25 protein-coding genes are annotated in these 25,180 nt (G+C 43.7%); 11 read left to right on the top strand and 14 right to left on the bottom strand.

All coding sequences use genetic code 11. The annotated features are described in order from the left end of the window. Window positions 1-201 precede the first annotated feature (201 nt). Window positions 202-726, top strand: coding sequence for a hypothetical protein (locus AC3CH3_RS17885; RefSeq protein ID WP_488538871.1), 525 nt, complete (start codon window positions 202-204; stop codon window positions 724-726). Here AC3CH3_RS17885 and AC3CH3_RS17880 read toward each other — a convergent pair. The 9 genes from AC3CH3_RS17880 to AC3CH3_RS17840 all read right to left on the bottom strand — a co-directional run bounded on the left by AC3CH3_RS17880 (window position 723) and on the right by AC3CH3_RS17840 (window position 11,700). Further along, window positions 723-1,604, bottom strand: a complete 882-nt coding sequence (locus tag AC3CH3_RS17880) for an AEC family transporter (protein ID WP_488538870.1) — start codon at window positions 1,602-1,604, stop codon at window positions 723-725. The genes AC3CH3_RS17885 and AC3CH3_RS17880 overlap by 4 nt on opposite strands. A 288-nt stretch (window positions 1,605-1,892) precedes the next feature. Beyond that, window positions 1,893-3,227, bottom strand: a complete 1,335-nt coding sequence (guaD, locus tag AC3CH3_RS17875) for a guanine deaminase (protein WP_488538869.1) — start codon at window positions 3,225-3,227, stop codon at window positions 1,893-1,895. 59 nt (window positions 3,228-3,286) lie between these two features. Next, window positions 3,287-4,168, bottom strand: a complete 882-nt coding sequence (gene xdhC / locus AC3CH3_RS17870) for a xanthine dehydrogenase accessory protein XdhC (protein WP_065206360.1) — start codon at window positions 4,166-4,168, stop codon at window positions 3,287-3,289. 53 nt (window positions 4,169-4,221) lie between these two features. Then, window positions 4,222-6,627: a xanthine dehydrogenase molybdopterin binding subunit gene (xdhB, locus tag AC3CH3_RS17865; RefSeq protein WP_488538868.1), complete on the bottom strand. Its 2,406-nt coding sequence runs from the start codon at window positions 6,625-6,627 to the stop codon at window positions 4,222-4,224. Then, on the bottom strand, window positions 6,620-8,065 hold the full coding sequence (gene xdhA / locus AC3CH3_RS17860) for a xanthine dehydrogenase small subunit (protein WP_488538867.1): 1,446 nt from the start codon (window positions 8,063-8,065) through the stop codon (window positions 6,620-6,622). Before xdhA ends, xdhB begins: the two co-directional genes overlap by 8 nt. 465 nt (window positions 8,066-8,530) lie before the next feature. Next, window positions 8,531-9,265: a GntR family transcriptional regulator gene (locus AC3CH3_RS17855; protein ID WP_488538866.1), complete on the bottom strand. Its 735-nt coding sequence runs from the start codon at window positions 9,263-9,265 to the stop codon at window positions 8,531-8,533. Between the two features lie 194 nt (window positions 9,266-9,459). Further along, entirely contained in the window at window positions 9,460-10,146 is a 687-nt protein-coding gene (locus tag AC3CH3_RS17850; protein ID WP_488538865.1) for a DNA-3-methyladenine glycosylase I, read from the bottom strand. Window positions 10,147-10,362: 216 nt separating this feature from the next. Then, window positions 10,363-11,025 (bottom strand): GntR family transcriptional regulator, encoded by a 663-nt coding sequence (locus tag AC3CH3_RS17845; RefSeq protein WP_341634421.1) that lies wholly within the window; start codon window positions 11,023-11,025, stop codon window positions 10,363-10,365. A 90-nt stretch (window positions 11,026-11,115) separates the two neighbouring features. Beyond that, window positions 11,116-11,700 (bottom strand): HupE/UreJ family protein, encoded by a 585-nt coding sequence (locus tag AC3CH3_RS17840; protein ID WP_488538864.1) that lies wholly within the window; start codon window positions 11,698-11,700, stop codon window positions 11,116-11,118. A 217-nt stretch (window positions 11,701-11,917) separates the two neighbouring features. Here AC3CH3_RS17840 and larC (AC3CH3_RS17835) point away from each other — a divergent pair, with 217 nt between their 5' ends. Genes larC (AC3CH3_RS17835) through larB form a run of 4 tightly spaced genes read left to right on the top strand, consistent with a single transcriptional unit; the run spans window position 11,918 to window position 14,657 of the window. Continuing rightward, a complete protein-coding gene (gene larC, locus AC3CH3_RS17835) occupies window positions 11,918-12,931 on the top strand; it encodes a nickel pincer cofactor biosynthesis protein LarC (RefSeq protein ID WP_488538863.1) in 1,014 nt (337 codons plus the stop codon). Window positions 12,932-12,950: 19 nt separating this feature from the next. Continuing rightward, entirely contained in the window at window positions 12,951-13,196 is a 246-nt protein-coding gene (larC, locus tag AC3CH3_RS17830) for a nickel insertion protein (RefSeq protein WP_488538862.1), read from the top strand. Beyond that, on the top strand, window positions 13,183-13,992 hold the full coding sequence (gene larE, locus AC3CH3_RS17825) for an ATP-dependent sacrificial sulfur transferase LarE (protein WP_488538861.1): 810 nt from the start codon (window positions 13,183-13,185) through the stop codon (window positions 13,990-13,992). Before larC (AC3CH3_RS17830) ends, larE begins: the two co-directional genes overlap by 14 nt. Continuing rightward, window positions 13,992-14,657 carry a nickel pincer cofactor biosynthesis protein LarB gene (larB, locus tag AC3CH3_RS17820; protein WP_488538860.1) on the top strand — a complete coding sequence of 222 codons (666 nt, stop codon included), beginning with the start codon at window positions 13,992-13,994 and terminating at the stop codon, window positions 14,655-14,657. The genes larE and larB overlap by 1 nt, the downstream gene beginning before the upstream one ends. Window positions 14,658-14,747: 90 nt before the next feature. Here larB and AC3CH3_RS17815 read toward each other — a convergent pair whose 3' ends face one another. The 4 genes from AC3CH3_RS17815 to AC3CH3_RS17800 form a co-directional block, all read right to left on the bottom strand. Beyond that, on the bottom strand, window positions 14,748-16,055 hold the full coding sequence (locus tag AC3CH3_RS17815) for a nickel pincer cofactor-dependent isomerase, group 22 (protein WP_341634426.1): 1,308 nt from the start codon (window positions 16,053-16,055) through the stop codon (window positions 14,748-14,750). A gap of 67 nt (window positions 16,056-16,122) precedes the next feature. Next, a complete protein-coding gene (locus tag AC3CH3_RS17810; protein ID WP_488538859.1) occupies window positions 16,123-17,118 on the bottom strand; it encodes a TRAP transporter substrate-binding protein in 996 nt (331 codons plus the stop codon). A 189-nt stretch (window positions 17,119-17,307) separates the two neighbouring features. Then, the gene (locus tag AC3CH3_RS17805) at window positions 17,308-18,594 is read right to left on the bottom strand and encodes a TRAP transporter large permease (protein ID WP_151417177.1); all 1,287 of its coding nucleotides are present in this window, start codon (window positions 18,592-18,594) and stop codon (window positions 17,308-17,310) included. A 1-nt stretch (window position 18,595) separates the two neighbouring features. Continuing rightward, the gene (locus AC3CH3_RS17800; RefSeq protein ID WP_488538858.1) at window positions 18,596-19,075 is read right to left on the bottom strand and encodes a TRAP transporter small permease; all 480 of its coding nucleotides are present in this window, start codon (window positions 19,073-19,075) and stop codon (window positions 18,596-18,598) included. A 206-nt stretch (window positions 19,076-19,281) separates the two neighbouring features. Here AC3CH3_RS17800 and AC3CH3_RS17795 point away from each other — a divergent pair, with 206 nt between their 5' ends. The 6 genes from AC3CH3_RS17795 to AC3CH3_RS17770 all read left to right on the top strand — a co-directional run bounded on the left by AC3CH3_RS17795 (window position 19,282) and on the right by AC3CH3_RS17770 (window position 24,188). Then, window positions 19,282-20,325 (top strand): C-terminal binding protein, encoded by a 1,044-nt coding sequence (locus AC3CH3_RS17795; protein WP_341634429.1) that lies wholly within the window; start codon window positions 19,282-19,284, stop codon window positions 20,323-20,325. Then, window positions 20,322-20,978, top strand: a complete 657-nt coding sequence (locus AC3CH3_RS17790) for a bifunctional 4-hydroxy-2-oxoglutarate aldolase/2-dehydro-3-deoxy-phosphogluconate aldolase (RefSeq protein ID WP_151417173.1) — start codon at window positions 20,322-20,324, stop codon at window positions 20,976-20,978. The genes AC3CH3_RS17795 and AC3CH3_RS17790 overlap by 4 nt, the downstream gene beginning before the upstream one ends. A gap of 2 nt (window positions 20,979-20,980) precedes the next feature. After that, a complete protein-coding gene (locus AC3CH3_RS17785; RefSeq protein ID WP_050651299.1) occupies window positions 20,981-21,667 on the top strand; it encodes an RraA family protein in 687 nt (228 codons plus the stop codon). Between the two features lie 82 nt (window positions 21,668-21,749). After that, window positions 21,750-22,733, top strand: coding sequence for a 2-dehydro-3-deoxygalactonokinase (locus tag AC3CH3_RS17780; protein ID WP_488538857.1), 984 nt, complete (start codon window positions 21,750-21,752; stop codon window positions 22,731-22,733). Window positions 22,734-22,795: 62 nt separating this feature from the next. Next, entirely contained in the window at window positions 22,796-23,782 is a 987-nt protein-coding gene (locus AC3CH3_RS17775) for a zinc-binding dehydrogenase (protein WP_488538856.1), read from the top strand. Then, the gene (locus AC3CH3_RS17770; protein WP_488538855.1) at window positions 23,775-24,188 is read left to right on the top strand and encodes an EamA family transporter; all 414 of its coding nucleotides are present in this window, start codon (window positions 23,775-23,777) and stop codon (window positions 24,186-24,188) included. Before AC3CH3_RS17775 ends, AC3CH3_RS17770 begins: the two co-directional genes overlap by 8 nt. Here AC3CH3_RS17770 and AC3CH3_RS17765 read toward each other — a convergent pair. Then, window positions 24,148-25,068: an IS5 family transposase gene (locus tag AC3CH3_RS17765; protein ID WP_488537233.1), complete on the bottom strand. Its 921-nt coding sequence runs from the start codon at window positions 25,066-25,068 to the stop codon at window positions 24,148-24,150. The two genes, AC3CH3_RS17770 and AC3CH3_RS17765, sit on opposite strands and share 41 nt — an antisense overlap. Window positions 25,069-25,180 lie beyond the last annotated feature (112 nt).

The following is a 25,180-nucleotide window of genomic DNA, read 5'->3' as shown; positions in this document are numbered from 1 at the left end:
TACACTCTTTTCAAATATCGAACCTAGTATCAATTTACTCTTTGTCATACAGGCAAGTAACTCATTATGAAGCACTTCTTCGATAGCGAACTCATGCTCTCTAGCTCCTTGAATTTCGTTTTGCTATCACTAGGGCTAACGCTCATCTTACATATTCCAATTTGGTGTGGCTTCAACTTGAGCCGACGCAAATGGAAATTGATGGACTATTTATGGCCGCTGCTCGCGGGTATCGGCATGCTGGGTGCAGTGTCTGAGATTCGTGCGAAAGTAGCGGGTGATTGGGTTGAAACGGAACAAACCAGAGCGGTGGCGATTTTAGAATCGGTTCAGCAGTTCTCTTTGGATAAATTAAGAAGCGACATCTGTACAGGTCAGCCGTCTTTGGACTCTCACGGACAGCACCATGAGGCGTGTTTGTGGTATTTGAACACGGCTATCACATTCAAAGATGTCGATTTCACTCTGTTGCCCAACGCCGCTGATTTCACGGTTCCTGCACCTAGCGTATCGCTGGTGGAAAGCGACGCCGTGTGGGTAAGTGGCATGTTGAGTCAGTATGAAAAACAGAAGAACCAATACATTAAAACCAGAGAAGCGCAGGTGAAGCAGCCACTAGAAAGCATCTTCTGGTATGTGAGTCCTTACTTAGTCTGCTTCGCAATTGCGTTGCGTTTGACGAAAGTGACCGCAGAGCTCAAATTGGATAAATGTGCAAATAATTAGTTCGATAAAGACAGCGCGAAAGACAGCAAGATAGGCAAAGTAACCACGCTCAGGAAGTTACCGAACAACACCATAGACGCGACCTTGGGTGGCTCGACATTGAAGCGTTCTGCGAACAGGTAGTTCATCACGGCGGGTGGCAGCATGGTGAACAGCACCATCATTTGCAGGTGCAGTGTTGGTAGCGGAATAAAGAAGTAGATGATGGTAAAGGCGATGGCGCCAGTAAACAGCGATTGGGCCGTACACAGCAAGCCAACCTTTAACCCACTTAGCCTCAAGTTAACCATTTGCGAGCCCAGCGACAATAGCATGATTGGCACGGCAGCTTGGCCAAGTAGCGATGTGGCTTCGTAGATTGGATTCCATACTGCAATGCCAGATAAGTTGAGCGTCATCGCTAATGCGGCGGCTAAGAAGATCGGCATCTTGAGGATCTGCTTGATCGGATTGCCATCGCTTAATAGCGCCAAACCAACACTAATGTGCACACACGCCGACACCACAAACAGCAGTACCGCAGGGGCTAATGCGCTCTCGCCAAAGGTATACGTGAACAGAGGAATCGCGAGGTTGCCACTGTTACGAAACATGTGTGGCGGAGCCCAGGCTTTGAAGTTGAGCTTAAAGATCTTACAGATTGGAATCATCAATAAAGCAGGTACCAACACCGCGACCAAAGAGGCGGTGATGAGTGGCAGTTGTTCTGTGTCGAGAGGCATGGTGGTCAGCGATGCAAACACTAGCGCAGGAATACACACATCCATGTTGATGCGATTGATCGGTTTGAAATCGGGCTTGAGCCAACGACCCACCGCAAAGCCAGCACTGGCTAAAGCAAAAACGGGAAACAGAATGCTGACGACCTGTTCGAACATAGAATTCCTTTCTAGATTGAGTGCTTCCATTTAGCTGAGAAACGAATGTTTTAGAGAGACGCTAAAGTGAAGTATGAAGTCGAAATGTATAAACATTAACCTATCAATATAATGACTTGGCGTCACCGAAGATCGTTGTCTGTGAGCGGTTAATTTATATTTCTTTGAATGAAGCACAAAAAAGACCAGTGGCATCAGCAACTGGTCTTTCAAGGCTAGATAAATCTGGACGGATTATATAATTAACGACGGCTGTCGCTGCCTAGCGATTGTTACTCGGTTTTAAGCCTAACTAACGAGCTTCTTGTAATCTTTGAAGTTCACATCGTAGGCCTTTTCGCCGTAGATGTAAGTCTCGCTAACGGTTCTGTCGTCACCCAAGCTCATTAGTACAAATAGCTTCTCTTCAAGCTTGGTGGTTTGTTCCATTCTAAAGCGCATCAGCTGAGTTGCGTGTAGATCCAACACCACGAAATCCGCTTCTTTGCCCACTTCCAAGTTACCAATCTTGTCTTCTAAATGCAGCGAACGTGCACCGCCTAGTGTTGCCAAGAACAGCGACTTAGCCGGGTGCAACTTCTTATGCTGTAGCTGCATGATCTTGTACGCTTCACTCATTGTTTGCAGGATTGAGAAGCTGGTGCCTGCGCCTACATCAGTACCCACGCCGACACGAATACCGTGATCTTCCATCTCTGGTAATCGGAACAAACCCGAGCCTAAGAAAAGGTTAGAAGTTGGGCAGAAGGCGATGGCAGATTCAGTATCGGCAAGGCGTTTACATTCACAATCAGAAAGGTGAATACCATGAGCAAATACCGAACGTTTGTGCAGCAAGCCATAGTGGTCATACACATCTAGGTAGCTGTCGCGTTCTGGGAACAGCGATTTCACCCACTCGATCTCTTTCTCGTTTTCAGAAAGGTGAGTGTGCATGTACACGTCTGGGTATTCTTCTAGCAGTTTACCGACAGTAGCAAGTTGTTCTGGTGTGCTGGTTGGCGCAAAACGAGGTGTCACGGCGTAAAGCAAGCGACCACGGTTATGCCATTTCTCGATAAGTTCTTTTGAGTCTGCATAGCCTGATTCTGGAGTATCGGTGAGGTAGTCTGGCGCATTGCGATCCATCAATACCTTACCCGCGATCATGCGTAGGTTACGCTTCTCGGCTTCTTCAAAGAACACGTTGACGGACTCTTTGTGTACCGTGCCAAATACGAGTGCAGTGGTGGTGCCGTTGCTTGCCAATTCGTCTAGGAATAACTTCGCCACTTTGTGTGCGTAAACCGGGTTTTTGAAGCGCTTTTCTTCTGGGAAGGTGTAGTTCTCTAACCAATCAAGAAGCTGCTCACCGTAAGACGCGATCATCCCTGTTTGAGGGTAGTGGATGTGCGTATCAATAAAGCCAGAGGTGATCAGTTTGTCTTTGTATTCTTTTACTTCGAGTGTTTTAGGTTGGCGAGCTAATACCTCGTCGGCAGGGCCCAAGTCGACGACATGGCCGTTCTCAACCACTAAAACACCGTCTTCAAAATAGTCGTAAGACTCATCGATACCGACATCTTTTGGGTCGGCGACACTGTGTAAAATACTGGCGCGATAAGCTTTGCGTTGGATTGTCATGTTTACTTCCTTTTAATGACTTCAGCGACGTTATGGCCACTGAAGCTTTGCGACTTGTGTTAGGCGATCTTCTCTTCCAATGGTGGTTCGCCTACGTCGCTTGGTTGACTGTGTTGATCGGTCAAATCCTGATTTTGATAGTGTTTGGTTGGGCGCTTTTGTTCAAGTGCTTGGCCTTGATAGTGTGCGATCAATTCACCTGCAACCGATACCGCAATTTCCGCAGGGTGTTTGCCATTCACAGCGCTAATACCAATAGGGCAAAGCATAGTTTCAATTTGTTCTTGGCTGTAGCCACGCTGCTCTAAGCGGAAGTCGAACTTCTTGCGCTTAGTCAGAGAACCAATCATGCCAAAGTACCGGCTGTCTTCACGGTCGATAATGGCTTTAGTTAGGTCAAAATCGAGCTGGTGGTTGTGCGTCATCACGAGGTAATAGCTGTTCGGTGGCATGTGTTTCACTTCGCCAACCGGATCGTCTGAGACAAGCTTCTTCACACCGTGTGGCAGCGTTTCAGGGAATACTTCTTCGCGTTCATCAATCCAGGTCACACGGAAGGGCAGGGTCGCAACAATGTGCAGCAGCGCCTTTGCCACATGGCCTGCACCAAACAACACAAGGTGATTCTGTTGAGTGCCTATTGGTTCAAAGCTCAATGTAGCCATACCGCCACAACACTGGCCTAAACGAGCACCTAGGTTGAAGCGTTCCACTTTGAGTGATTTTTCGCTGGCAATCAGCATCTCGCGCGCCATTTTAGTGGCCACATGTTCAAGGTGACCACCACCAATCGTAGCGATGATTCGGTCACGAGTGACAAGCATCTTGGTACCCGCATCACGTGGAACGGAACCTCTGTCTTCAAGCACTGTCACCATCACACATGGTTCGTAGTTCTCTTCCAGTTTTGCCAGTTCGTGAATCCAATTATCCTTAAACATATGTCCTCCTAAATCCCTTCTGTATTTCCTACGCTAAACGAGCGATATGAGCCCTAAGCCGTTTCTGATTGAGCATCGACCGAAGTTGGAGCCGTTTCAGTGACTTCCTGAATCGCCATCAGAATGCGTTCTGGCGTTGCAGGTGTGTTGAGCTTAGGAATCGCGCCATCGACAGCGACATAGCTGATAGCATCTTTCAGTGCGCTCCATACCGACATACCCAACATGAAAGGCGGTTCACCCACGGCTTTCGAGTTGAAGACTGTGTCTTCTGGGTTGCTACGGTTTTCCAAAAGGTGCGTTCTGAAATCAATCGGCATATCAGCAATCGCAGGGATTTTGTAGCTTGCAGGGCCGTTGGTCATTAAGCGGCCTTGCTGGTTCCACACCAACTCTTCCGTTGTTAACCAACCGACACCTTGCACAAAGCCACCTTCGACTTGGCCTATATCAATCGCCGGGTTCAATGAAGCGCCCACGTCATGCAGAATATCAACACGCAGAATCTTGTTTTCACCGGTTAGGGTATCGATGATGACTTCTGAACAAGAAGCACCATAGGCGTAGTAGTAGAACGGACGACCACGCGCCTTCTGGTGATCGTAATAGATCTTCGGAGTGCGATAGAAGCCAGTGCTTGATAGCGAAATTTGATTAAACCAAGCCAGTTCAACAAATGAGTTGAAGGTCATGATCTCATCGCGGATCTGCACCATGCCATTCTTAAACACCACCTCTTCTGGGGACACTTTGAAGTGTGCAGAAGCGAAATCGATCAGGCGCTGCTTAATGGTTATTGCGGCGTTTTGCGCGGCCTTACCGTTGAGGTCGGCGCCCGATGAGGCTGCGGTTGGTGATGTGTTCGGAACTTTGTCTGTGTTTGTAGCGGTGATCTGTATACGTTCGACATCGACTTGGAACTCCTGTGCCACGATTTGTGCCACTTTGATGTTCAAGCCTTGCCCCATTTCCGTACCACCGTGATTCAAATGAATACTGCCATCGGTGTAGATATGGATAAGCGCACCTGCTTGGTTCAAGAAAGTCGCAGTAAACGAGATGCCGAATTTCACCGGTGTGATAGCAAGACCTTTCTTCAAGATAGGGCTCTGCTTGTTGAACTCAGCGATTTCTTTACGACGTGCGTGATAGTCACTGCTGCGTTCAAGCTGTTCGGTTATCTCAGGTAAAAAGTTGTCTTCAACGGTTTGGTAGTAATGGGTTACGTTACGGCCTTCTTCGCCGTAGTAGTTCGCCTTACGTACTTCCAAAGGATCTTTTTTCAGGTAACGCGCAATCTCGTCCATGATGTGTTCGATGGTCATCATACCTTGCGGGCCACCAAAGCCGCGGTAAGCGGTGTTCGACGCTGTATTGGTTTTGCATCGGTGACCGACCACAGTTGCATCGCCTAAGTAATAAGCGTTGTCTGAGTGGAACATCGCGCGGTCGACGATAGAGCTTGATAAATCTGGTGAGTAACCACAGTTACCTGCAACGGTAATGTCGGCACCTTGAATCACACCATAGTCGTCAAAACCGACGGTGTATTGGTTGTAAAACGGGTGTCGTTTACCGGTTTGTTGCATGTCTTCGTTACGCAGCAGGCGCATTTTGGTCGGTCGACCTGTAAGGTGGGCAATCACCGCTGCCATACAGGCAGGAGAGGCTGCTTGAGTCTCTTTACCACCAAAACCACCACCCATGCGACGCATATCAATCACGACTTTGTGCATCGGCACGCCAATCACTTCCGCAACCAGTTTTTGAACTTCGGTTGGGTTTTGTGTAGAGGTGTAGACGATCATGCCGCCATCTTCGGTTGGCATTACGCTACTGATTTGAGTTTCTAGGTAGAAGTGTTCTTGTCCGCCGATCTCTAGGTCACCAGAGATCACGTGCTTTGCTTTTGCCAATGCGGCTTTCGAGTCACCACGATGTTGAGCGTGGCTCTCTGTCACGAAGTGCTCTTTTGCCAGTGCTTCTTTGACATCAAGAATCGCTGGTAGCTCTTCGTATTCAATAATGGCTGCGTGCGCGGCTTTGCGTGCAGTTTCTAGATCGTTAGCTGCTACCGCAATCACAGGTTGGCCGTAGTATTCTACTTTGCCATCTGCAAGCAGTGGGTCGCCCGGTAGGATTGCACCAATATCCAGTTCACCTGGTACGTCTTTCGCTTGGATAGCAATTGCCACACCTTCAAATTCGTAACACGGTGATAAATCTATCTTGGTGATGTTGGCGTGTGCTTGAGTGCTCAGGCGTGCGTAAACGTGCAGCTGATTAGGGAACTCTAGGCGGTCGTCAATGTATACCGCTTCGCCCGTGACTTGCTTGGCTGCACTGTCATGTTTAACGCTTTTACCTACGCCAGTTTTTAGGTCTTGTTTTGCAATGGTAACCATCTCTTCGTGAGTCATCGCATTGCTCTTGTGAACAGAGGAATTTGATTTAGACATAAGACGTTACCCTTGTTTCGATTTGGTTGTTTTTGTTCTGTTGTTCAATGAAGTAACGACGCAACATATTGGCCGCCGACAATGAACGGTATTCTTGGCTTGCACGGAAATCAGATAGCGGTTCAAAGTCGTTATACAGTTCCTGCATCGCTAACTTAATATTAGCGTCTGTCCACGGTTTGCCTAATAACGTGTTTTCACAACGCGCCGCGCGCTTAGGCGTTGCAGCCATACCACCAAAGGCGATACGAGCGTAAGAAACCTTGCCATCTTCAATTTGAATATCGAACGCACCACATACCGCAGAGATGTCATCGTCTAAACGTTTAGACAATTTGTAAGCTCGGAAGCTGTCGTTGGTTGGCTTAGGAATGATGATCTGTTCAATGAATTCACTCTCTTTTTGCGCCGTCACTTTGTAGCTGATGAAGTAGTCTTCAATCGGCATGGTACGTGACTCGTCGCCGCAACGAAGTTTGATCTTCGCGTTCAGGGCAATCAGTAGAGGAGGGGTATCACCGATAGGCGAAGCATTGGCTACATTACCGCCGATGGTGCCTTGGTTGCGTACTTGCAATGAAGCGAAGCGATGCAGTAGCTCACCAAAATCTGGGTAGTGCTTTTTCAGTAGTGAGTAAGAGTCACTGATTGGAAGGTTGGCACCAATGATTAAGTCGGTGTCTGTCTCTTCACATACCTTCATGTCTTCAACAAGGTTTACGCTGATCAGTGTTTCAATCTCGCGATGGAATTGCGTCACTTCCAATGCTAAATCCGTACCGCCAGCAACCAGCTTAGCGTTCGGGTGGGCTTGAAAAAGCTTGGCCAGCTCATCGGTGCTTTTCGGGGAAAAAGCTGTGAGGTGACCAAGGCGTAAGTTGGCCTCGGTGTCTTGAATACTTTCTAGCTTCTTGATGGTGTTGCGTTCAAGCTCAGCAAATTGGTCGATTAAAGGTTGGTCTGTTGAAAGCGACATCGCGGCATCAACAATTGGTCGGTAGCCCGTACAGCGACATAGGTTACCTGCCAGTGATTCCATGACGTCTTCTTTGCTCGCATCGGGTTTGTTTTTGCCTAGCGCGAACATTGACATGATGAAGCCCGGCGTGCAGTAACCACACTGTGAACCGTGAAAATCAACCACCGCCTTCTGTACTGGGTGCAATGAGCGATCTCGATTTTGCAGATCTTCTACCGTGATCAGTTGTTTGCCATGCAGCGCTGAAACGAACGTAAGGCAGGAGTTCACCGAGCGATATTGCAGTTGTCCATCAACCACTTCACCGAGAACTACCGTACATGCGCCACAGTCGCCCGACCCACAACCTTCTTTTGTACCCGTTTTATTTATCTTGGTACGAAGGTAGTTGAGCACTGTCATGTTAGGTGACAGACTGTCTTCACGTCTTATTTCCTGATTGAGCAAAAAAGTAATCAAGAGACCTCCTTGTATTTCGACATATTTCCATGTGTATTCTTTTTGACTTCTAGGTCAATAATTATCCATCCTGACCCTGCGGTCAACTATTTATTTACAAAAATGCAACAACATTGCGATATTGTAGATTGTATACAATTCAAATTTATATTTAGTTGTATGTTTTATAAGGGTTTTGGTTGATGGCGAATGGTTTTATGGCGTGAATGAATTGATGGCTATGTATACAAGATAAAGACAAGGTTTATGGTACTGTTGGAAGTGATTCTGTAGAGGCTAAGATCGTTGTTGAGGCTAGAATAGGCAGTGTTTTAGATGGATGTGAGCCGATCGTCGTCTTTATTTTTAGGGGAGAGTGCATAAAAAAGAGAAGTAAACGCAGAGGCTTACTTCTCTTACTTTTTTAACAGGAGATTGTTAAAAAAAAGTTGTTGAATGATGGTTGTTAATCGCTTCTTGAATCGTCTATGACTTACTCTTAAGCAGATCTGAGAACACGACATGCAGATCACTAGAAGCTGTGCTGCTGTCTAGGTTGAGCTTCGAACGAATGTGGCTTAAATGCTCTCGCATTAGGTCAACGGCTTGCTCTTCATCGCCAGACTCTATCGCATCCAGCAATCCTTCATGCTCATCCAAAGAGCAGTTTGAGTGGCTACCGGTTTCATACTGGGCAATAAGCAGAGAGGTTTGCGATACCAAGCTACGTTGGAAAGCCAGCAGTGGCGCGTTCTCAGCCATTTCAGCCAGTTTGATGTGGAACTCACCAGATAAACGTAAGCCAGAACCATAGTCACCTTGGTCAAAGGCGCAGTTCTCTTTCGCGACCAGTTTTCTACACTCGTCGATTTGGGCTTTGGTTGCGTTTTTAACCGCTAGCTCAGTGATAGCAATTTCCATCACTTCACGTGCTTTAAATATCTGCTTGGCTTCGTCTACTGTTGGGGCTGCAATCACAGCACCTCGGTTAGGACGGATCACCACAACTTGTTCTAAAGAGAGACGCAGCAAGGCACGACGGATAATGGTGCGGCTAACACTAAAGATTTCTGCTAAGGCTTCTTCGCTTAATTTGGTGGCTGGTGGCAGCCTTTGTTCTAGTATCGCGTCGAAGATATGGCAGTAAACAACATCGTCTTGAGTCTGGCCTGTTACTTTCGTTTTTACACCTTTGGAGACAGAATTTTTGAGAACTGTCATAGAGATAAGGACCCTTGTTTAGTCGAGTTGGCTTGGTCGAGAATAATTCATGAGTATTACTCTATATTGTATACATTTATCTATACAATGCCACTGGATGAAAGTGCGATGCACGCTTATTTGTTAATGACTTATAACATTTAGTTTGCAGTGAACTGTGTGCAATCTAGAGCTTTAAGTCATTCTTCTCAAAACTAGACGCGATTATCACCGCAGCTGTACGCAACAATCTGGCTTATTTCGCTCAAGCTACGGCCTGATTGTTGTTGCCATTCGTTGAAGGCTTTGCCCGCTGCCAGTTGTGCTCGCTTGGTGTTACGACCGCTATCGACCACATCTGTACTGCGCAGATGCGCTTCAACGTCAGAAGATAGGATAAAAGTATCTTTGCCCATTTGGCGCAAGGTGTAAGCGCCAGTATTACCGCCCAAACGCTTGCCGTGTTTTTTCAGGTAATCCCAGAGTTCTGTAATGCGCTCTGATGGCCACTCGGCAACCATTTGTGAGAATGAATCCGCCTCACGCTTGGCATTGTGAATCATGGTGGCGTTCGCAGGGATGGTCATTACCTTGGTGAGGTGGCGAATAATACGCGGGTCTTGTGCTTTCTGTTCCCACATTTCATTCGGCAGCATCAGCATTTTTTCGATATTGAATTCAAAGAACACTTCTTCAAATTGCGGCCACTTCTTTCTCACCACATTCCACGAAATACCACACTGGAATACCTTCTCAGTAAAGGCTGCAAGCCAACGGTCGTCGGTGATTTGTGATAACTCGGCTTGTGAAAGAGGCGCACGAACAATCTTTTCGAGCTCGGCTGCTCCGCCTTTACGGTGAGCCGCACGTTGGTAGATGGTTGAAAATTTTTCTTGAGTCATGAACATTTCAAAGTGAGCAATAGGTAACCATTGATATTGGGATTAATAACGTAATTTCAAACGGCTAAGGGGATTAACCTATTTTTATTTAAGATATACAAGATAGTAGCGTTGGGCTAAAGGTGTTTAATACTAAGTGAGGGAGCTTTAAAAGGGTACAGCTAGATATGGTGGAATAAGCTGCCAGCTTATGGGCTAAGGGGCAGCTCTAAAAAATTAAGCACTTTTATTTAGTACACAAGCATCGATGATCGATTTTATATCCAATACATGTTGCTGTAAGACTGATTGCGCTTCACTGACGTTGTTGTTGCTCAGTAATTGATAGATTTTTCTATGATCTTCTAGAATGTCGTCAAACGCGTCTTCTGTGCTCGTTAGGTGGCTACGGATAGCACCAATGTGGAATTGGACGAGTTGGTAGCTCTTTCTTAAAATTGAGTTATCACAGTATTTAAAGAAGGACTCGTGAAATTCACCATCTAGTAATAAGAACGCTTTAAAGTCGTTGTTTTTGCGCTTGTGTTCCATCTTAACAATACAGATCTCAAGGCTTTCTAAAAATTCTTGAGGGTTGTTTTTAATAGATTCTGCGATAGCGATAGGCTCTATATAGCTTCGAAAATTACAAAGCTCGACAATCGATTTTTCATCAGGTTTAAAAACAAAGCTGCCTTTTTGAGGGATAATGTCAATCAACCCTTCTTGTTTCAAGATAAACAAGGCTTCACGCACGGGTGTTTTACTAACGTTGAATGTTTCTGATAGTGAAGCTTCCGAGAGTGGCTGTCCGAGTGACAGTTCACCACTCACAATAGAGTAGCGTAAATTTTCAGCCACATTTTCAGTTAAGCTTTTAGGGCGAGTAATACTCTTCAATCTCGTTACCTCTAATAAATTATTTGTTCGGCATTTTACCCGATTGCTTATCACTATACATCAATTAAACAGTGAACAGTAATCGCCATATTAAATAGAAACGAGTGCACCAATTAGCAAATACATGCTGCCTACAACCATCGATATTTTCTTTATATGCGAGTGGTGCATTGTCAGCTTTCCACAAGCAACCCCGAAGTAGTAGATTGCGATGCTTGAAATGCATACCCCAATGATGAATGGCATGCTTCCCACGGAATGAGGAGCTTCTATTAAGTGGGTATAGCCATGAACCATAGCGATGGCTGCCGTACACATGTAGGTAACTTTTTCTAATGGTTTCTTCAGCAGCCCTAACATTACAATGACTCCAGTTATGACAATGGATAGAGTAATTAACGATTCGAAAGCTTTAATAACCCAGCCACCGCTAGCCACTAAACTGCCAACTAACAAAGCGAATACAAGGGTTGCTGCGGTGTATTCTCTTATTCTTGCATTGCTTTTAGCGTTTACTGCAGCGGCAATTCCGATACCTATCATTACTAATGCATGGTCCCAGCCAGTTAGAGGGTGTAACAAACCACTAGCAATACCTGAATGTGATTCGACGACGTGTGCAAACGCTGTAGGGGAAGCTAGTAATAGCCCAAGCAGCGTAAAAATGATCTTCATATATAACGGTTCTATTTAAGTTTTTGTTCATCTAACATATCAGATGTTAGGTGGTTTTTGTAAAGCGATTGCCGACAAGTGGATATGAGTCACAAATGCCATTTTTGGCTTGTTTGGAGTGTGGGAATTCACTCTTATCAAGTTTAGTATGGATGCTAATATGTTAGATATAGTAGAGAGTGTTCTGTAGTAGTACGAGAAGCTCGAGGGAAACAATATGCACATTCACCTAGACTTGATTGGTGGTATCGCCGGCGATATGTTTACAGCAGCAATGCTTGACGCCTTGCCTGAGTTGGAAGTTGATCTGTTTAATGACTTGGAAATCATTAAAGATCAGGCTCAAGTTGAATTCGGTTTAACACCAGCAATGGATAAGGGACTATCTGGAAAGCGATTTAATGTTGAGTTAGCACCATTCCACGATCATAGTAGTCATAGTCATAGTCATAGTCATAGTCATAGTCATAGTCATAGTCATAGTCATAGTCATAGTCATAGTCATAGTCATAGTCATGAACATCGGAGCTGGGAACACATTCGTGAAATGTTAGTTAACTTACCTATAAACAGTGAAGTTAAATCGAATTCTGTAGGTATTTTTGCACTTTTGGCTAAAGCTGAAGCGGAAATTCATGGTAAATCAATTGAAGATGTTCACTTCCATGAGGTAGGTGCTTGGGACTGTATTGTAGATATCCTTTCTGCTAGTTGGTTGATCCATTATTCGAAGGCAGAATCATGGTCATGCTCTTCGATTCCATGGGGAGGTGGAACAGTAAAATGCGCTCATGGTGTCATTCCTGTACCGACACCTGCCACAATAAAACTATTGAAAGGTTTTACTATTGTCGATGATGGTGTCATGGGAGAGAGAGTAACCCCAACCGGTGCGGCAATACTTGCGTGGCTGCAGCCTTCTTTAAGAATTCCTAAGTCTGAAGTGCTATGTAATGGCTATGGGTTTGGTCAGCGAGCTTTACCTGATAGGGCAAACTTGCTTCGTGCTACGGTGCTTAAAACCGATAAATTTGAAGCTTCACCAACTCAAAATTCTGTTACGAATATTCAGTTTGATATAGATGACATGACCAGTGAAATGCTTGCTATTGCACGGGAAGAGATCCGTCTACAGCAAGGCGTTCTAGAAATAACAGAGGTGATTGCTCATGGTAAAAAAAACCGTCATATCAGTACGCTTAATGTACTTTGTGAGCCATTAGCGCCATGAAACTGTAATCGACTTTATTTTGTCTCATACTTCGACAATTGGTGTGAGGTATTGGGAATGTCAGCGTACCGTTTTACCTCGTGCTCATCACCAAGTAGAAGTTGCTAAGCAAAATTATGATGTGAAAACAGTGACTCGACCAGATGGGAGTGTAACCAGTAAGCTTGAGTCTTCTCATCTTGAAGGTTATCAACCGACAAACTACCAACAAAAATTGACGTTAAAAGCCTTAGCAGAAGAGGTTTCTCATCATGACTGCAACTAATAATGACTTAATCAAACTTAGCGACTATCTATTAACGTTAAGCAAGGTAACAGTAGCAACCAGTGGGGGAGTCGACAGCATGACTCTCGCGTATATTGCTCACAACGTGCTAGGAAGTAACGCGAAAATCATTCATTCTTTGTCTTCCGCAGTATCCTCACAAGATACTGAACGTATTAAAAACCATGCTGAGAAATATGGATGGAATTTAGAAATCGTCAAAAGTGGTGAACTCGATGATCCTCATTACCAAAACAATCCAGTAAATCGATGCTATTACTGTAAATCATGCTTATATAGCACTTTGGCGAGTTTTCAATTTGGTGAGCTAGTTTCAGGCACAAACTTGGATGATCTTGATGATTATCGACCGGGTTTAATTGCTGCAAAAGAGTTCAGCGTTAAACATCCTTATGTTGAAGTTGGAATTGATAAAGCAGCAATTCGTTCGCTTGCTACGTATTTGAACTTAGATGAGTTAGCCACTTTACCAGCATCTCCATGTCTATCGAGCCGGATTGAGACCGGAATACAGATAAATGACACCAATCTAGGCGCGGTTCAGAAAGTTGAGAAGTACCTGCGTCAATATTTCCCGAATCAAACGCTACGTTGTCGAGTACAACATAACCAGATAGGTATCGAAATTCAGCAGGATACATTCGCTACACTGTCAGAAAGTGAAGTAACCACAATGACGAAAGAGATTGTTCAATTAGTTCGAGATTCTTTATCAGAGCTTCCGATTCAGTTTATGCCATATAAAATGGGCAGTGCTTTTGTAGGTGCAAAGTAATGGCGGATATTATTATTGATTTTGAACGTCGTGCACGTTGCGGTGTAGAAGAAGCAATTTTCTGTGCTAGCAAATCAATGGATCAAATAGAGAAAATAGTAAGGCTAGGGGAGCAGCAACAAACCTCATTATTGTTTACTCGCCTAGAAAAAAGTAAATACGCGTTACTTTCACCACAAAGTCAGCAGAAGCTGGACTACTGCGCGACCTCGAGGACTGCAATCCTGAATGGAGCAGTAGAAATACCTCGAGTATCAAACTATCCAATTGCCATTGTTTCTGGAGGTTCCTCCGATGCTTCTGTATGTCAGGAAGTTTTGAGAACGTTAAACTATCATGGTATCGGAGCCACTTTATATGAAGATGTTGGAGTGTCTGCACTTTGGCGTTTAACCAATATTTTAGATGAACTGAATAAAGCTAAACTCATCATTGCAGTAGCTGGCATGGAGGCGGCGTTACCAACCGTATTATCTGGGCTTATTTCACAACCGATCATAGCGGTGCCAACCTCTGTTGGGTATGGGGTCTCTGCAGATGGCCAACTAGCGCTGAATGCGTGTTTGGGTAGCTGCGCTGCCGGTTTAATGACAGTGAATATAGATAATGGTTTTGGGGCGGCCTGTGCAGCCATTAAGATGATTAATAGCTTTACGCCACAGTGATAATTTTGATGTAGCCTAAGGCTATCGAATCAACATTTTGGTGGGATAACCCAAGTAAATAATGGGAATCCCACTTACTTATTTTAGTTATTACAGATGTGAAGGTGCACTCCAAGGTAGCAACTTCTTGTTACTATCAAATTGGAACTTTTGGGATTCAGCCTTTAAACTTGCCTGCTCAATTCCTTCTATTACCGATGCTAAGCGTTCAGATACATAGATAGTATCGAGTTCCAGCGTGTTTTTTATCCATACAATTTTTGCTTGACGAATGTCGTGTATTGCGGCTGTTTTTAATGCAAAAACAATTGCTTCATAATCACTATTCATCACCATTGGAATTTTTGCTGTGGCTAACGTACCGGCAGTTGCTGCATTCGTATACATGGCTGAAAGGTCTAGCCCTTGCACAAGTTCTCTTGTTGTAATATCAGCCATGCCAATACCCACTCCGTTACCGTGTGTGGCTTCAGTTAGAGACAGTACAACTGTGCTTCCAATGTTGGGTCCTTCGAAGCCAGACACACCAGAGCCAGGCTTTCCTGTGACGTTTGGGTCCATTCCTTCACCACTGATGTTCTTACCTATTTCCTGGATGATTAACACATCGATATCTGGAACTAGTAGTTGAGCAATGTTTTGTTTAGCTTTTGCGAGGTAGATGGGCTCACAATTCAGAATATCTTGTTGTTCGACAACTTCGATGTCCATCAACTCATCATAAGCATTCTCGATAAGGCCAATTGCAAATGGGACATGAATTTGATCAAGTAGTCTCTTGCCGGCTTCAGGAATCACCGTATGGAAATTATGAAACCCGTATCGATGTAAAGAAGATGCGCCAAGGTGGTTACCCAAGCCAATACATAGCATTTTTAGCAAACCGCTCTCTACTTGCCCTTTAAAATCTGCGTGAGGTTTTATTTTATTGCAGAGAATGATGCCATCGGCATCCATTGCCATTTTATCTAGATAAAGCGGCACACCATCAGGCATTTCGCATACTTTCACTACATTCATGGAAGAGCGAATTTCTGTGCCAATTGATGCTTCAGTAATACCATAGGAAGCAAGAATTTTAACTTGTCCTTCGGCGTTTGCCGAGCCATGGCTGCCCATAGAAGGTACGATAAACGGATGTGCTCCGTGTGACTTTAAAAACTTGACCGTTTCTTGAAGGACAGGAATAAGGCCTGAAATACCACGACTGCCGACCGTTATTGCAAGAGATTGACCAGCAAGTCGTTCTGGGTTTGGGTAAGAGTTCAGAGAGCGTTTCACATGCTCGCTGATATCGTGAATTTTATTGCGTTGAAAGTATTGATGGACTTCCATCATTTGTGGCAATTCACATTCGAAGCCACCATCCAAAGTGAATTCTATTTTTTTTTCAAACATAGCGTTCCCCAATTAGAAAAAGAGAGGACGAACCCTCTCTTTAAAATATGACCGGCTTTAATAAAAATTAGCTTTGTGTCGAATTCTCTTTGATTGCTTTCATCCAAGTATCATACACATCCGCACCAAGCTTGTTTTTGTACTCTTGACGAACAGGTTCTGTAGCATCAATAAACTGTTGTAGGTCGGCTTCTGTTAAAGAGTTAACTTGAGTACCAGACTTTTTGAATGATTCAATTTGAGCTCCTTCCTCTTGAGTAACCAGCTCTTGTTGGTAAATCTCGGCATCGCGCATCGCTGTGCTAATCAGCTGCTGATCGTCTTGTGATAACGAGTGCCAGAACTCAAGGTTCATTGCTGGGATATAGAAAGTGATCACGTGGCCAGTCAGGCTGACGTAATCTTGAACTTCGTAGAAGCGTTGAGAATAGATATGTGCGATTGGGTTCTCTTGGCCATCAACGACACCTTGCTGAAGACCAGAGTACACCTCACCAAAGTTCATTGGTGTTGCTGTTGCATTCAAAGAGTTGAATGTTTTCACGTGAGCAGGGACTTTCATTGTACGAATCTTAAGACCTTGCAGATCTTCTGGAGAGGTAATTGGTCGCTTGCTATTCGACACGTGACGTACACCATTTTCCAGCCAACCTAGGCCTTGCAGGTTCATATTGTTTAGTCTGTCTAGCATTTTATCACCAGCAGCACTATGAACAGTATCGAGTGCGACTTGCTTACTTGGATAGATAAACGGCAGTTCTACAACGTCGAAAGATGAGTCCCATGAAGAGTAAAATGATGACGGTGATACAGCCATTTGTAACATTCCAGATTGAACACCTTCGATCATTTCACGATCCGGTCCCATTTGAGAGCTTGGAAAGATCTGTACTTCAAACTCGCCTTGAGATTTAGTTTCCACATCTTTTTTGAACTTTTCTAAAGCTCGGTGTAAGTGGTAATTCTCGTTGGCACCATGGCCAATTCGGATGGTAGTTGCAGCAAGAGCTGAAGTAGAAAGTGCAAGCATTGATACAGCAGCAGTTAAAACGAATTTGTTCATGATATTCCCTTGTAGGTGTTCAGAGTTCTATTTTTATATGGTCCAACTTCGCACAAATGTTGGTGACATCTGATATGTTAGATATTACATGGTGGCTTTTATTTTGCTGTGAGGGGAGTCACGCTAATTAATAAATATAAAAAAAGCTTCAGAATTAATCCGAAGCTTTATTTAGTTACTCTTTAATATTTACCCCACTAACCGAGTGAGAAATAGTGATAATTCAGGGATAAAAGTGACTGCTAGTAGCAAGGCTAGCATGGAAATTATAAATGGTATCAGGGCTTTAGATATTTTCTCGATACTTACATTAGATACTTGGCTTGCCACAAATATATTTACCCCTAAAGGTGGAGTACAGAATCCAATGGCTAAGTTCACGGTAAGAATTACACCAAAGACAATAGGGTCTACACCTACTTTAACGGCAACAGGTAACAATATAGGCGTCAAAATAATAATTGCTGATATAGTTTCCATAAACATGCCGATAATCAATAACATAATATTAATTAGAAGCAATATAATAATCGGATTGTCAGAGATGTTTACCAATGCTGTTGCGACTGCGGTAGGTATTTGTTCAAAAGTCACTAATCGACCAAAAGCCGCCGCAAAGACCACTAATACTAATATTGTTGCAGAAGTTAATGTAGAGCGTGCAAATATGCTTGGAAGATCAGCAAAGCTGATTTCTTTATAGATAAATAAACCGCAAACAATAGCATATACAACCGCCACAGCACCCGCTTCTGTTGGGGTAAATATACCGCCATATATACCACCAAGAATGATACCAGGAACAATAAGAGCCCAAATGGAATCTTTAAATTGTGATACGACACCAGACCAACTAAATGGAGTGGGTTCTACATCCATAATAGGTTGATTTCGTACAACGATTCGACTCATCAGCATGAATGTTAGGCCGAATAAAACACCCGGAATGATACCGGCTAAGAATAGTTTGCCGATCGATACTTCTGCAGACACACCATAGATAATAAATGGAATACTTGGTGGGATCATGACACCAATCATACCTGCTGACGCAGTTAGTGCTGAAGAAAAGTCCTTTTTATATCCTTGCTGAGTCATTGAAGGAATAATATTTGAACCAATTGCAGCTACAGTTGCTGGTGCAGATCCTGAAATAGCAGCAAAGAACATAGAAGCAATGACGTTTACGTAACAAAGTGATGCGCGGATGTGACCAACTAAAGAATAGGCAAAGCCAATGATTCGTGCAGATAGTCCGCCTTTTTGCATTAAATCACCTGCCAAAACAAACAGTGGGACAGCAATTAATGGGAATGAGTCTGCTCCTGTTACGATTGAACGTGCCATTAAACTGATTGGCGGAGTCCCGTCAACGAAGCTCATTACAAGCAGAGAACTTATACCTAAACTCATCGCGATAGGCATGCCCAGCGCTAAAAGTAGACCTAATGCTACGAATAAAATAATACCTGACATATTACCCCCCTATCGGTAGTGATGTTTGAGCTGGTTTAGCTACGTAAAACTGAATGATGCGGAAAACGGATAATAAAGAACCGACAGGGGCGGAAGCATATAAAATCGCAATTGGAAGGTTCAATACTACCGACTTTTGAGAAAGAACATATGGTAGAGAAATCAACTTATAAGACTGATATGTCATGATAAGTAAGAAGACTATGACAGAGATGTCGATGACTACCTCTAAAGCCGCTTTTGCTTTAATTGGAAGCAAGTCTTGGAAAAAAGTGACCTTAACATGCTTTCGTTCTTTGAAAGCATAAGAAATGCCTATCCAAATAAACCAAATGAATGTCCAGAGCGTAAGCTCTTCAGACCACGATAGTGCGTTTTGAAATACATAACGCATTATTACTTGTACTGTTATTAGAAGAACTACCCCCGCTAATAACGCGCCCCCCAAGGCAGCTTCCAAATTATCATTTAACCATTTCATACTACTTCTCGCTATGGGATGTTGACTGATATGTTAGATATCATAGGGTCAATTATCTTACAAAAGAAGATTTATTAAGCATATTTAGCGTAATTGGTCGGGTTTTAAGGCTTTGATCACAGTTTGGCTCTTTGTGTATTTTCAAAGGGATTTTAGCTGATATGTTAGATCTCAGATGTTAGATTGCGAAGTAAAGGAATAACAGAATGACAGAACAAAAGAAATTCAAAGTCTATGTTTCCGATTTTGATTACCCAGATTTAGACATTGAGAGAAGCGTTTTAGAACCAATCGGTGCTGAAGTTATTGGCCTTAACTGTAAGACTGGTATTGGGCTTGGCGAATTGGCAAAGGATGCTGACGCGATTCTTCAGCAGTACGCGAAAATTCCTAGAAGCACTATTGAGCAGCTGGAAAACTGCAAAATAATCTGCCGCTACGGTATCGGTGTAGACATCTTGGATGTCGAAGCCTGCTATGACCATGGCATCAAAGTATCAAACGTACCGGATTATTGTATTGATGAGGTAGCTGACCACTCTATTTCATTGGGACTAACTCTGTTTAGACGTATACCTGCATACGACAAGTCGACTCATGAAGGGAAGTGGCACTGGGATATTGACGGTCTAGTTCCAAAGCGTTTTCGCTCATCAACTTGGGGACTAATAGGTTTTGGTCGCATTGCTCAAAATATCGCCAAGAAGGTCACTGCATTAGGCTTTAAGGTCGTTGCCTTTGATCCGTATGTTTCTAGTTCATATATGAACACATTCGGTGTTGAAAAAGTGAGCCTAGATACGTTAATCGAAACATCGGATGTGGTGAATGTGATGTGTCCACATACACCAGAAACAGACCGATTAATCAACGAAGAACGCCTAAGAAAAATGAAGCCTAATGCGGTCTTAGTGAATGGCGCACGAGGTAAGGTTGTTGATAATAAAGCGCTTTATAAAGCACTGACGGAAGGGTGGATTGCATCTGCTGGTTTAGATGACCCAGAGGAAGAGCCTGCAAAATTGGATAACTGGAACCCTGCAGATAACCCAATCTTTGGCCTAGATAACTGTGTTGTGACACCTCATGTTGCGTATGTCTCTGAAGAAGCATTTCAAGAATGTCGTCGCATAGCTGCTGAAAACGCTAAAGCGGTACTGCTTGGTGGTAAGCCGTTGGATCCAGTGCAAAGAGTGAAAACGCCTTTGTCTGAACAAGCTAACAAAAAACGAATGGAACAGCCCGCATGATGAGAGAAAAAACACTTGCTGCAATTGAAGAGCATAAAGTTTTTGCCATTGTGCGTGGTATTTCCGTTGAAAGCCTTCGCCCAACAATGGATGCACTTTATGAAGGTGGAGTCCGCCTAGTTGAAGTGACCTTTGACCGAAAAAATGGTGACGAAAACACTATTGCTGCGCTTGAAGTACTTAGTAGTGAATATGCAGACAAACTCATTTTTGGTGCAGGAACAGTAACCACGGTTGAGCAAGTTGAAACTGTAAAAGCAATCGGAGGCAGCTTTATTGTCTCCCCCGATTTCAACGCCGATGTTGTCGTGGCAACACGAAATGCTGAGTTGGTATCTTTACCTGGTGTTATGACCGCCACAGAGGCTGTGCAAGCACATGATGCTGGAGCTGACTTCATTAAGCTATTTCCCGGAGGGCTTCTTGGCCCCGAGTATTTGAAAGCATTAGCTGCGCCTCTGTCTGACTTGAAGTTTATCGCTGTCGGCGGAGTGGATAGTAACAATATTCCTGAGTTTGCCAAAGCGGGTGCTGTTGGTTTTGGAATAGGCTCGAACCTTGTCAACAACACGATTGTTGATAAAAAAGAATTTAACACAATTTACGAAAACGCTTGTCGCTACAGCCAAGCAATACAACTTATTAGGAAGTAAAAATGGAATACGCAAAAAAAATCATTAACCCTCGTCCGCAAGTGAATGAAGAACTAATTGCTAAATGTGCTGAAATGACAGACGTTTTGAGCGTCAGTGCGGTATTTAGTGATGCGTTTAAGCGTGACGGTGTTATGGATCATGAGATCAAATTCCGCTCGTCAAATAAACCATTCATCGGTACTGCACTAACAGTAAAACTTAAGCCAGGCGATATCGTAGATTGTCTACCAATTTTTGATATTGCTCAGCCGGGCGACGTTATTGTTATCGATGCAAACGGCACTCCAAATACGTCAATCTGGGGTGGCTTGATGTCTGGTCTAGCTCGCGCTGCTGGTGTTGTTGGCGCTGTTGTTGATGGTTCTGTACGTGACACTGATGAGTCGAAAGTTCTTGGCTTCCCAATCGCGTCTCGTTCTGTATCACCTCGTGCAGCTCACTCGGCAGAAACTGGTCGTACTGAACCGATTGAAATTAATGTACCTGTAGTGTGTGGCGGTCAAATCGTGAACCCGGGTGACCTTGTTGTTGCTGATGAGCTGGGTGTTACTGTTGTTGCTTACGAGCATGTTGAGGAAGTATACCCAGCAGCTAAACAGTTAGCAGAAAACGAGATGAAGGTTCGTGAAGAGATTCTGAACGGCGCAACGGTAGAACAACTACTTGCTAAATTCGGTCGAATTTAATTGCTCTTCATCGGTAATTTAAACGAATTACCGTCAGTCAATTGAGGGGTAGCGCTGCTGCCCCTATTTTTAGAGAAAGTGTATGATTATTACCATAGATGCAGGAACAACTAATACGCGAGTTTCGCTTTTTGAAGGAAAAAAGCGTATTGGGATCGTTAAGGCGGAAGTCGGTGTGAGAAATACGAGTATTGATGGGAATAACACTCAACTTCTGTCTACTATTTCTCAGGCTATTTCACAGCTTACATTGGAACATAATGTAGCTAACGAAGACATTGAAGCTATTCTTGCTGCTGGCATGATAACGTCAAACTTAGGGTTGGTTGAAGTACCTCATTTAGTTGCTCCCGTATCATTACAGGACTTCTCCAACAATATCTTCAGTAAAGTATTTCCAGAGATATCTGAAACGCCAATTCACTTTGTTCCAGGGTTGAAAAACTTAGATACCAATAATATCAAATCAGTGGAAGGGCTTGATATTATGAGAGGTGAAGAGGTAGAGGCCTTAGCAATAGCAGAGTTATTCGACATTAACCATGACGCAATTATTGCGCTACCTGGTTCTCACTCTAAATTTATTTCTATTAGTGCTTCACAAGCTATCAATGGTTGCTGCACAACGTTAGCTGGTGAGTTGAATTCAATTATTACTCATCACACAATATTAACGAGTTCACTACAAGATAAATTTGCTAATGAACTGTGCAAATCGTCGCTTTTAGCTGGTTATGGTGCTGTTGAAAAATACGGTTTAGGCCATGCTCTCTTTACTATTCGATTGAAAGAGCAGTTTGGTGGAGAAAGTCATCAACAATTAGCAAATTACCTTGTTGGTATTATTTTACATTCTGATATTAAAGCGCTGAAAAGTGCCCCTCAATTAAAGTTTACACCTGATACTCCAATATATATTGGAGGGAAAGGGTTACTGTGTGAGGCTACTGGTGCGCTAATTCGTTCCTTATATCCAGATGTTAAAATTACACATTGCAATGAAGTTGAAGACCTTTCTGCGATAGGTGCAATGTATGTAGCTCGACACTCCGGGCTGATTCATTAACTTAGTCGTCAATAAAAGCTTCCCTAAATTCGTGGAAGCTTTTTTATCATAGAGATATAAAAATGAAAGCTGTTGCTTATAAATCAAGCAAGGATGAGTTTTCTTTGTGCCAATTACCTGCGGTTCAACCAACAAGCGATGAAGCTGTTGTGAAAGTGTTGGCTTGTGCGCTCAACCCCGTTGATACAAAAATAGTTAACTGGCACGAGAGTGCTCCAGAAATGAGTAATAGTTTTGTTGTAGGGTTAGATGTTGTTGGCGAAATAGTACAATTACCGCAAGCTCCATCCGAATGGAAAATCGGCGATAGAGTTCTTTTTCATGGTGATATGCTGCGTCAATATGGTGGGCTTTCTGAGTATACGGTGCAGCGAGTTGATGCTTTAACGCACTTACCTAATGTTCCAATTGATGTTGCGGCATCCACGCCCTGTGCAGGGTGGACTGCATGGCGAGCACTTGTTGACAGGCTGAATATACAAACAAAAAATTCTATATTTATTGCAGGCGGTGCAGGAGGTGTTGGAAGTTTTTCCATCCAAATTGCCAAACATTTTGGTGTTAAGAATATTATTGTTTCGTGTTCAGGTAAAAACACAGAGTACGTCAAGAGTTTAGGGGCTACCCATGCCATTGACTATAATAAAGCAGATATAAAACAAGAGGTTTTTTCTATAACAGGTGATCTTGGTGTCGAGGTTGCGCTTGATTGTGTTGGCGGATCTTCAGAGCAAATATGTGCAAACGTGCTGGAATATGAAGGTCAGATGGTTGAATTGGTAGAGACCGCTAATCTTACTACTTATGAGTCCGCGAAATTGAGAGGCATTACCCTCCATCAACTCAGTTTAGGTGCAGGATATCGAAATGGAGAGCAAGGTATTCAAGGAATCGTTAAGGCAGGGAACGCATTTAATTCATTATTGAATTCGAAAAGCATCCAAGCCCCTAAGATTACTCATATCACTTTGGAGGAAGCTGGCGACGCATTAATGAAAATGCGAGACCAAAGAACCGTGGGTAAAATCGTCGTTATGTTTGATGAATAGCACTATGCTGAGCCGTGTACGGGGGGAGCTCTATTTACTGTTTGCCACATTATGTGCTGTGGTCGGTTGGCTAGCGTCAAAGTTTGTTTTACAAGAAATCTCTAGTGGGGCGTTTATCGCTGGTCGCTTTATTCTTGCGAGTCTATTGCTACTGCCTTTCTGTTATAGGAAGTTAAGAGCACTACCTTCAATATTACTGGTTAAAGCAGCCTTGGTTGGGTTACTGCTCGCTTCTTCTATACATCTTTGGGTTTATTCTGTACGTATAACAAATAATTTGTCTGAAGGGGCTTTTATCATGAGCTTAGCGAGGCTTTGTTGCGTAATTAAATTTATAGATAGAGCTACCCCATTTCGTGTGTTTCTTAGTCAATACGACAAGTTTCAGGCATACCTAACCCAGTAAGCTTGTTCAACGCTTTTATCATCGCGTAAGTCTCACCCACCTGCGCATTGTAATGTCTTAAGCTCAATCGTCCTCCTAGTAACTGTTTAACTCGATACATCGCTGTTTCTGATAGTGAACGTCTGTGGTACCCATACCGCTCTTTCCAATACTTATTTGAGCCGTATAACTTCTGGCAACCCACGGCGAGGTTTCGAGGATGACCACGCTCCCAGAAGGCTGCCCCTTCTCTTGGGGGAATAAGCGCAATGGCTCCCTTAATCTTAATAGCAGCATGACACAATCTCGTGTCGTAAGCTCCATCACCAGACACCTCAAGGATACTTCGGCGTGTTTGTTTCAGTAAGTTCGGGAGGACTTCTCCATCTGTAACCGTCGATAAACTTAGCTCGGCTGCGATAATTTCATGAGTGCTTGTATCAACGGCAATATGCAGCTTTCGCCAAACTCTACGCTTACCATCTGTCCCGTGTTTTTTGACTTTCCATTCACCTTCGCCATAAACCTTTAGGCCAGTTGCATCAATGGCCAGGTGCTGTATTGCTCCTCTCGCTTTAGTCTTAAATGAGACCTCAACTTGCTTTGCTCTACGACTGATGCAGGTGTAATGCGGACAACTTAATGGAACATGGGCAAGCCTAAATATTGAGTCGATAAACCCTTGCAGAGCTCTCAGTGGCATAGAAAAAACTCGTTTCACCATGAGCGCTGTCGTGATAGCTAAATCGCTGAACCGACGTGGCCTCCCGCGCTTACTCTGTTTGCTTTGCGCCCACCCGTTTATTGCCTCTTCATCAATCCAAAAGGTCAGAGAGCCACGGTTAATAAGTGATTGGTTGTATTGCTTCCAGTTGGTTGTTTTGTAACGAGGTTTAGGCATAGAGCTACGAGAAGGAGTGAACGTAGCTGATCAGATCGTAGGCTCTTGATTTAGTTCCATTGAATTACGCAACAAAGCCGACCAACTCAAATGAGAATAAAGGCACAGAACT

The sequence above is a fragment of the Vibrio sp. QJM3NY_35 genome (assembly GCF_057785915.1).
This window is presented reverse-complemented; position numbering and strand designations above follow the sequence as displayed.